Source organism: Neobacillus sp. DFD-2R (assembly GCF_057747865.1).
Genome location: NZ_CM173228.1, coordinates 5,443,570 through 5,452,500, shown reverse-complemented (window position 1 = coordinate 5,452,500; position 8,931 = coordinate 5,443,570). Strand labels below are relative to the sequence as shown.

5 protein-coding genes, 2 rRNA genes and 1 other annotated feature (1 of these 8 only partly in view) are annotated in these 8,931 nt (G+C 43.7%); of the genes, 6 read left to right on the top strand and 1 reads right to left on the bottom strand.

The genetic code is table 11. The features are described 5' to 3' along the window. A 23S ribosomal RNA gene (locus AC3ANV_RS27445) occupies positions 1-2,162 on the top strand (it extends 774 nt beyond the left edge of the window). 90 nt (positions 2,163-2,252) lie between these two features. Next, a 5S ribosomal RNA gene (gene rrf, locus AC3ANV_RS27440) occupies positions 2,253-2,368 on the top strand. Positions 2,369-2,478: 110 nt separating this feature from the next. Here rrf and AC3ANV_RS27435 read toward each other — a convergent pair. Further along, positions 2,479-3,444, bottom strand: a complete 966-nt coding sequence (locus tag AC3ANV_RS27435; protein ID WP_488311658.1) for a YaaC family protein — start codon at positions 3,442-3,444, stop codon at positions 2,479-2,481. 107 nt (positions 3,445-3,551) lie between these two features. Between AC3ANV_RS27435 and guaB the strand changes: the two genes are divergently transcribed. The 4 genes from guaB to pdxT all read left to right on the top strand — a co-directional run bounded on the left by guaB (position 3,552) and on the right by pdxT (position 8,421). Beyond that, the gene (guaB, locus tag AC3ANV_RS27430) at positions 3,552-5,018 is read left to right on the top strand and encodes an IMP dehydrogenase (protein ID WP_488311657.1); all 1,467 of its coding nucleotides are present in this window, start codon (positions 3,552-3,554) and stop codon (positions 5,016-5,018) included. A 315-nt stretch (positions 5,019-5,333) separates the two neighbouring features. Then, complete coding sequence (locus tag AC3ANV_RS27425) at positions 5,334-6,695, top strand: serine hydrolase (RefSeq protein WP_488311656.1); 1,362 nt, start codon at positions 5,334-5,336, stop codon at positions 6,693-6,695. Between the two features lie 176 nt (positions 6,696-6,871). After that, a complete protein-coding gene (pdxS, locus tag AC3ANV_RS27420; RefSeq protein ID WP_488311655.1) occupies positions 6,872-7,753 on the top strand; it encodes a pyridoxal 5'-phosphate synthase lyase subunit PdxS in 882 nt (293 codons plus the stop codon). A gap of 80 nt (positions 7,754-7,833) precedes the next feature. Then, on the top strand, positions 7,834-8,421 hold the full coding sequence (pdxT, locus tag AC3ANV_RS27415) for a pyridoxal 5'-phosphate synthase glutaminase subunit PdxT (protein WP_488311654.1): 588 nt from the start codon (positions 7,834-7,836) through the stop codon (positions 8,419-8,421). Positions 8,422-8,478: 57 nt separating this feature from the next. Further along, positions 8,479-8,699, top strand: a binding site (T-box leader). The last annotated feature ends 232 nt before the right edge of the window (positions 8,700-8,931 follow it).

Sequence of the window (8,931 nt, the reverse complement as noted above, 5' to 3'; positions counted from 1 at the left end):
GGCCCGAACCCACGCACGTTGAAAAGTGCGGGGATGAGGTGTGGGTAGCGGAGAAATTCCAATCGAACTTGGAGATAGCTGGTTCTCTCCGAAATAGCTTTAGGGCTAGCCTCACGTAGTAAGAGTCTTGGAGGTAGAGCACTGTTTGGACTAGGGGCCCTCATCGGGTTACCGAATTCAGACAAACTCCGAATGCCAAAGACTTATCCGTGGGAGTCAGACTGCGAGTGATAAGATCCGTAGTCAAAAGGGAAACAGCCCAGACCACCAGCTAAGGTCCCAAAGTATACGTTAAGTGGAAAAGGATGTGGAGTTGCTTAGACAACCAGGATGTTGGCTTAGAAGCAGCCACCATTTAAAGAGTGCGTAATAGCTCACTGGTCGAGTGACTCTGCGCCGAAAATGTACCGGGGCTAAACGTATCACCGAAGCTGTGGATTGACATCTTCGATGTCAGTGGTAGGAGAGCGTTCTAAGGGCGTTGAAGTCAGACCGTAAGGACTGGTGGAGCGCTTAGAAGTGAGAATGCCGGTATGAGTAGCGAAAGATGAGTGAGAATCTCATCCACCGAATGCCTAAGGTTTCCTGAGGAAGGCTCGTCCGCTCAGGGTTAGTCGGGACCTAAGCCGAGGCCGAAAGGCGTAGGCGATGGACAACAGGTTGATATTCCTGTACCACCTCTTTATCGTTTGAGCAACGGGGGGACGCAGGAGGATAGGGTAAGCGCGCTGTTGGATATGCGCGTCTAAGCAGTTAGGCTGCAAGCGAGGCAAATCCCGCTTGCGTGAAGGCTGAGCTGTGACAGCGAGGGAAATTTAGTACCGAAGTTCCTGATTCCACACTGCCAAGAAAAGCCTCTAGCGAGATAAAAGGTGCCCGTACCGCAAACCGACACAGGTAGGCGAGGAGAGAATCCTAAGGTGAGCGAGAGAACTCTCGTTAAGGAACTCGGCAAAATGACCCCGTAACTTCGGGAGAAGGGGTGCTCTTTGGGGTGAATAGCCTCGAAGAGCCGCAGTGAATAGGCCCAGGCGACTGTTTAGCAAAAACACAGGTCTCTGCGAAGCCGCAAGGCGAAGTATAGGGGCTGACGCCTGCCCGGTGCTGGAAGGTTAAGAGGAGGGGTTAGCGCAAGCGAAGCTCTGAATCGAAGCCCCAGTAAACGGCGGCCGTAACTATAACGGTCCTAAGGTAGCGAAATTCCTTGTCGGGTAAGTTCCGACCCGCACGAAAGGCGTAACGATCTGGGCACTGTCTCAACGAGAGACTCGGTGAAATTATAGTACCTGTGAAGATGCAGGTTACCCGCGACAGGACGGAAAGACCCCGTGGAGCTTTACTGTAGCCTGATATTGAATTTTGGTACAGCTTGTACAGGATAGGTAGGAGCCGTAGAAGCCGGAGCGCTAGCTTCGGTGGAGGCGTCGGTGGGATACTACCCTGGCTGTATTGAAATTCTAACCCGCACCCCTCATCGGGGTGGGAGACAGTGTCAGGTGGGCAGTTTGACTGGGGCGGTCGCCTCCTAAAGAGTAACGGAGGCGCCCAAAGGTTCCCTCAGAATGGTTGGAAATCATTCGTAGAGTGTAAAGGCACAAGGGAGCTTGACTGCGAGACCTACAAGTCGAGCAGGGACGAAAGTCGGGCTTAGTGATCCGGTGGTTCCGCATGGAAGGGCCATCGCTCAACGGATAAAAGCTACCCCGGGGATAACAGGCTTATCTCCCCCAAGAGTCCACATCGACGGGGAGGTTTGGCACCTCGATGTCGGCTCATCGCATCCTGGGGCTGTAGTCGGTCCCAAGGGTTGGGCTGTTCGCCCATTAAAGCGGTACGCGAGCTGGGTTCAGAACGTCGTGAGACAGTTCGGTCCCTATCCGTCGTGGGCGCAGGAAATTTGAGAGGAGCTGTCCTTAGTACGAGAGGACCGGGATGGACGCACCGCTGGTGTACCAGTTGTCTTGCCAAAGGCATCGCTGGGTAGCTATGTGCGGACGGGATAAGTGCTGAAAGCATCTAAGCATGAAGCCCCCCTCAAGATGAGATTTCCCATAGCGTCAAGCTAGTAAGAACCCTGAAAGATGATCAGGTTGATAGGTCAGAGGTGGAAGCGCGGTGACGTGTGGAGCTGACTGATACTAATCGTTCGAGGACTTAACCAAGTCATATTTATATGAACAAGGTGAACTCGTTTTTACCAAACTTCTTCTGCATTATCCAGTTTTGAGGGAATGAAACCTCAAAGAAAATAGTCTGGCAGCAATGGCGAGAAGGTCACACCCGTTCCCATACCGAACACGGAAGTTAAGCTTCTCAGCGCCGATGGTAGTTGGGACTTTGTCCCTGTGAGAGTAGGACGTTGCCAGGCAAAAATGAAGGACAACCTGATTTGGGTTGTCCTTTTTTATGTCCTTGAAAGCATAAATATAAATACAAATGAATAATACTGCCTGAAATTTGTTGTATTTTCACAAAATCTTAAGCATTGCTTTTCTTACTATTATTCCCAATCAAATATTGATAAACTAAATATGGTCCTTTTTGTGCTGTAATATTTAAGAAGGAGTGTATAAATGGGTAATCCTTGTTTGGCATCATTTTTGTTAATTCACTCCACCATTCGGTTTCATAACGGGCAATCATACTTAAATTATAAAGAAGTAAATAATGAATAAGCAGCTCCGGCATATGAAGAGAGTCACTTTTTTTCATTGGAAGAGCAAAAAAGCCATGGTCCAAATTATATTTTAATGGTGAAATCCCTTTAAGAGAACTTTCCTCCATTGTAAAAATAAGACCTTCGTGAGAAAATTCAATAGGTTTTTCAAATTTTGATGTAAGGAACTCCTTAAAGCGGTTTTCCGTCATATGATAGTGGTCTAAAATGCTGTCGGGTATCATAAATTGCTTTTCATGTGAATGAATTTTTATGAATGTTCTCTTACCTTCCAGTAGATAAAATAACTCATCTAATTCGGGAATTAACTGAAGCAGTTCTTCCATAGTGGCCTTTTCCCCCTCCAATTGTTTCATGTGAAACAATTTTTCAGACATAAAGGGGAAAAGACCATTCTTTTGAAATTTTACCTCATCCTGGAAAAAATGGTAGTTTTGCTTTTTTCTTTTTCTTGTTGAAACACCATGTGCCAATACTGTTGTTGTTTCCGGATAGGATGGATCAATCGTGAGTATACAAGCTTTAATTAAATGGACGAGTCCGTAAAAAAGCAGGATTGGTTTCAAGATAAGTGGAGCTTTTTCTGCTTGCTGATAATAAATCTGACCGTGTTCTAAATAATAAAGAAAAGGGTAGCAATTTTCGTAGCTTTTTTGTTCAGGATTATCAAGGTTGGATTTATAATAACTATTCTTTAAATAAGCTTGGCAATATTCTGCAGAAAAAAAACAGGCGTAGCTTTTCCAGCCGTCAAATTGAGCGCTCAAAGTAAAAAACCCCTTTTTCAGAAAAATTAATTAAAAACTTCTCTCTTGACAGTATTTTGTCCAATTGATAACCTACAAATAAAAATTTTTGTCCTGGAGGCCGTAAAATGTGGGAAAGTAAATTTGTAAAAGAAGGTTTAACCTTCGATGATGTATTATTAATTCCGGGTAAGTCAGAAGTCCTTCCGCGTGATGTCAATCTTCAAGTTGAATTGTCAGCAAACGTAAAGCTGAATATACCGCTTATTAGCGCAGGTATGGATACTGTTACCGAATCGGAAATGGCCATATCTATGGCCCGTCAAGGCGGCTTAGGAATCATTCATAAAAACATGACCATTGAACAGCAGGCAGAACAGGTTGAAAAGGTAAAGAGATCGGAAAGTGGAGTTATTACGGATCCTTTTTTCCTAACACCGGAGCATCAAGTTTATGATGCTGAACATTTGATGGGGAAATATCGGATTTCAGGTGTACCTATTGTAAATAATATTGAGGAACAAAAGCTTGTTGGGATAATAACGAATCGGGATCTACGTTTTATCCAGGATTATTCCTTTAAAATTTCTGACGTGATGACAAGAGAGAATCTTGTTACGGCTCCAGTTGGAACGACATTGAAAGAGGCTGAAAAAATCCTGCAAAAGTATAAAATTGAAAAACTGCCACTTGTAGATGATCAAGGAGTTTTGAAGGGTCTCATTACGATAAAGGATATCGAAAAGGTAATTGAATTCCCGAACTCTGCGAAAGATAAACAAGGACGTTTATTAGCCGGTGCCGCTGTAGGAGTAACAAACGACACGATGAAACGTGTAGACAAACTTGTTAAGGCTAACGTGGATGTTATTGTTGTCGATACTGCACATGGTCATTCTAAGGGTGTACTTGATACTGTCAAAGAAATCAGAAATGCTTACCCTGAACTAACCATTATTGCCGGAAATGTTGCGACTGCCGAAGCGACAAAAGATTTAATTAAAGCGGGAGCTGATATTGTCAAGGTCGGAATAGGACCCGGTTCCATTTGTACCACCAGAGTCGTTGCAGGTGTCGGGGTTCCGCAAATTACGGCAGTCTATGATTGCGCTACAGAAGCTATGAAGCATGGAAAGACGATTATTGCAGATGGCGGTATTAAATACTCCGGAGATATCGTAAAAGCACTTGCTGCAGGCGGACACGCTGTTATGCTCGGAAGTCTTCTTGCGGGTGTTTCCGAAAGCCCGGGTGAGACTGAGATATTCCAGGGACGCCGTTTCAAGGTATATCGTGGCATGGGTTCAGTTGCAGCCATGGAAAAGGGGTCGAAAGACCGATATTTCCAAGAAGACAATAAAAAATTCGTACCTGAGGGTATTGAAGGCCGACTGCCATATAAAGGACCATTAACAGAGACCGTCTATCAATTAATTGGCGGCTTGCGCTCCGGAATGGGCTATTGCGGAACAAAAGACTTGGATGAATTACGAAATAAGGCGCAATTTATTAAGATGACAGGTGCCGGATTAAGGGAAAGCCACCCGCACGATGTACAAATTACAAAAGAAGCACCGAATTATTCCTTATCATAAATAATAGGCTGTGTTAAAGGCCATTGCTGATTTCGTAACTTGTTGATTGGAGCGGAAAGCGAAGCGCCTGGAGCGCAAATCAACTGGCAAGTTTAACACGGCCAAATAATAAAAAACAGAGAAGGTGTTGTGACACTTCTCTGTTTTTTTTGTGGGAAAAAAGGAAGAGGTATCAGTTTAATTACTGAAAAAGTCCTAATTAATATGGAATATATAACGGATATAGAATAAAGATAGGACATTGCTCTAGCTATGCTTTGCTATAGAGTTATGTTAAAATAACCAAGGTGTATTAATTCGTTGGAGGGCGTTATAGTGAACAAACATGTTTATCAGAAATATATTGCCAGCGCATTGGCAATGATTATGTTTTTCAGCCTTTTTGCCGGGTTGAATAAAGCTGAAGCACAGACAGTGGCATTAAATGTAAATGCCAGTGGTGCAATTTTAGTCGATGGTGAAACCGGTCAAGTTTTATATGAAAAAAATGCAGATAGTCCGCTTGGAATTGCAAGTATGTCTAAAATGATGACAGAATACATTTTGCTCGATGCGATTAAACACGGCAAGGTAAAGTGGGATCAAGAGTTCGCGGTTGATGATTTAGTTTATAAAATTTCCCAAAATCGTAATCTATCTAACGTTCCTTTACGCCGTGACGGTAAATATAAAGTTAAAGAGTTGTATCAAGCCATGGCTATATACTCTGCGAATGGTGCAACGATTGCACTGGCAGAAGTGATTGGCGGTTCCGAAACAAACTTTGTAAAAATGATGAATAATATGGGGAACAAACTGGGGTTGAAAAATTTCAAGTTTGTTAACTCTACAGGATTAAATAATAGTGATTATAAGGGGGAGCAGCCTTCAGGCGGTGCTACGGATGAGAATGTAATGTCAACCCGTTCAGTCGCGACCTTAGCTTTTCACTTAATTAATGATTTCCCGGATGTTTTAAAAACAGCCAGCACACCTACACTGATGTTCAGACAAGGCACTACTGATCAAATTAAGATGGATAACTGGAACTGGATGCTGCCAACCCTGGTTTACGGCTATCAAGGCATGGACGGGCTAAAAACAGGCACCACCGACTTTGCCGGTTACTGTTTTACGGGAACAGCAATGCGTGACGGAAAACGATTTATTACCGTTGTTCAAAATGCAACAGATGCCTCAGGAAAAGGCGGGTATCAAGCACGCTTTGGAGAAACGCGGAAAATGCTTGATTATGCTTTCAGTAACTTTACGAAAGAAAAAATAGTACCTAAGAATTATCAGATAAAAGGGCAGAAAACACTTAAAGTAATCAAAGGGAAAGAAAATCAGGTAGAGATTTATACCCAATCAGCTCTTAATATGGTGATTCCAAATGGAGATAAGAAAAGTTATCAGCCCGTTCTCGTGTTGGATAAATCAAAGGTAAATCAAAACGGCGAACTTACGGCTCCGGTAAAAAAAGGGGACATTGTCGGGTACTTAACAGTTAAACCGATAAATGGCGATAAAATTAGTTACTTAACCGCTGAAGGTCAGAAAAAGGCGGAAGTACCTGTTGTTGCTGCTCAGGATGTGGAAAAAGCAAACTGGTTTGTTTTAACAATGAGAGGAATCGGCGGCTTTTTTGGAACAATGTTCCACGGCATTTCCACTTCTGTTAAAGGGTGGTTTAAATAAGAAAGGGAATTAAGGAAAAATTAAAAAAGCCTTAAGAAAATTTCACAAAAAGGATTCTTGTCTTGACATGAATCCTTTTTTGTTGTTTAGTTTCTTTAGGGAACTATAAAAAATCCTATTTTAAAATAAGATTTGTCTAAAAATTCGAAAAGAATACAACTCAAGGGGGATTTAGAATGATAACTGGAACAGATCGTGTTAAACGGGGAATGGCAGAAATGCAAAAGGGTGGCGTCATCATGGACGTTATCAATGCGGAACAGGCTAAAATCGCTGAGGAAGCAGGAGCAGTTGCAGTAATGGCCTTAGAACGTGTACCTTCAGATATTCGCGCAGCAGGCGGCGTTGCAAGAATGGCCGATCCGCGAATTGTTGAAGAAGTATTAGGCGCAGTTACAATCCCTGTGATGGCTAAAGCAAGAATCGGTCATATTGTTGAGGCTCGTATCCTTGAAGCTATGGGTGTTGACTATATTGATGAAAGTGAAGTATTAACACCTGCAGATGAAGAATTCCATTTAAATAAAAAAGAATATACTGTACCGTTTGTATGCGGTTGCCGCGATCTTGGTGAGGCTGCCCGCCGGATCGGTGAGGGTGCATCCATGCTTCGTACAAAAGGTGAGCCGGGTACCGGAAACATCGTTGAAGCGGTTCGTCACATCCGTAAGGTAAATGCCCAAGTACGTAAGCTTGTTAGCATGAACGAAGATGAAATTATGACTGAAGCAAAGCTTTTAGGAGCACCATATGAACTGCTTCTTGAAATCAAACGTCTTGGCCGCCTTCCGGTCGTTAACTTTGCTGCCGGCGGGGTAGCAACACCTGCTGATGCCGCTCTTATGATGCAATTGGGTGCGGATGGTGTATTTGTTGGCTCAGGTATCTTCAAATCCGAAAACCCTGCAAAATTTGCAAGAGCCATCGTTGAAGCGACTACACATTACCAAGATTATAAATTGATTGCCGAGCTTTCAAAGGATCTTGGAACACCTATGAAGGGTATTGAAATTTCATCACTTGCACCTGAAGCACGCATGCAGGAACGCGGCTGGTAATTGGAAAAGCACAAGCGCCTTTCTTTGGCGCTGAAGCTAGGCAATAAGAAAAGCGTAAGCTGGACAAGGAGTAATTTTTTATGGTGAAAATAGGGGTACTTGCCTTGCAAGGCGCAGTTCGTGAACACATAAAATCGATTGAAGAATGTGGCGTCGAAGCGATAGCCATAAAAAGAAAAGAAGAATTAAAAGAGGTAGATGGCTTAATTCTTCCCGGTGGAGAAAGCACGGCAATGCGCCGTTTGATTGACAAATATGATTTTATGGATGCATTGAAGGAATTTGCACGGGCAGGAAAACCGATGTTTGGCACATGTGCCGGCCTGATTCTACTGGCAAAAAACATTATCGGCCATGATCCGCATATTGGTGTCATGGACATTACGGTTGAACGCAATTCCTTTGGCCGCCAAGTAGATAGCTTTGAAGCAGACCTCGACATCAAGGATGTAGCCGGAAGTTTCCCAGCAGTGTTTATTCGGGCGCCGCACATCGTGGAGGCCGGTCCGGAGGTTGAAATTCTCTCAAAACACAATGACCGCATTGTCGCCGCACGTGAGGGTCAATTTCTTGGTTGTTCGTTCCATCCGGAACTGACAGATAATCATCGCCTTACGGCTTACTTCGTTGAAATGGTGAAGGAAGCAAAAGCAAAACAACTAGTATAATTTGGTTGCAAATGGTTAATAATTATAGTAAATTAAAATATACAAAATTCTTATAATGTTAAAGCAATGAGAGGAATTAGTAACGGGAAATTCATTCTTAAGAGAGCCGGTGGCTGGTGTAAATCGGTGTATGAAGCTTGTGAATCCCTCCTCGAGTAGGATACGGAACACCTATAACGGGTTAGTAAGTATTTTCGGTAGAAACCGTTAAATTTTTCGAGGTGAACAGTCTTGCACTGTTAACCAGGGTGGTAACGCGGGTAACTCTCGTCCCTGTTTTAGGGGCGGGAGTTTTTTGTTGTATTAAAAGCGGAAGCGCCCGTTTAGCGCACGACAGGACTGGACCTCTCCAACTGAGATAAAGGAAACACGGAGAGCGGAGCGATTCGATGTTGACTTATCGTAGGGCGGAGAGGGAAGTACACTAGTCGCTGGGTGCTCCTCGGAAAAGCTAACGCTTTTCCTTCGTGAGAGGTAATGCTTCCGAAGCTTACTCTTATGGAGCTAGAT

What these genes read in the sequence shown, in the direction of transcription:
- guaB (WP_488311657.1), top strand. Translation starts at nt 3,552, where the DNA reads ATGTGGGAAAGTAAATTTGTAAAAGAAGGTTTAACCTTCGATGATGTA.
- pdxS (WP_488311655.1), top strand. Translation starts at nt 6,872, where the DNA reads ATGATAACTGGAACAGATCGTGTTAAACGGGGAATGGCAGAAATGCAA.
- pdxT (WP_488311654.1), top strand. Translation starts at nt 7,834, where the DNA reads ATGGTGAAAATAGGGGTACTTGCCTTGCAAGGCGCAGTTCGTGAACAC.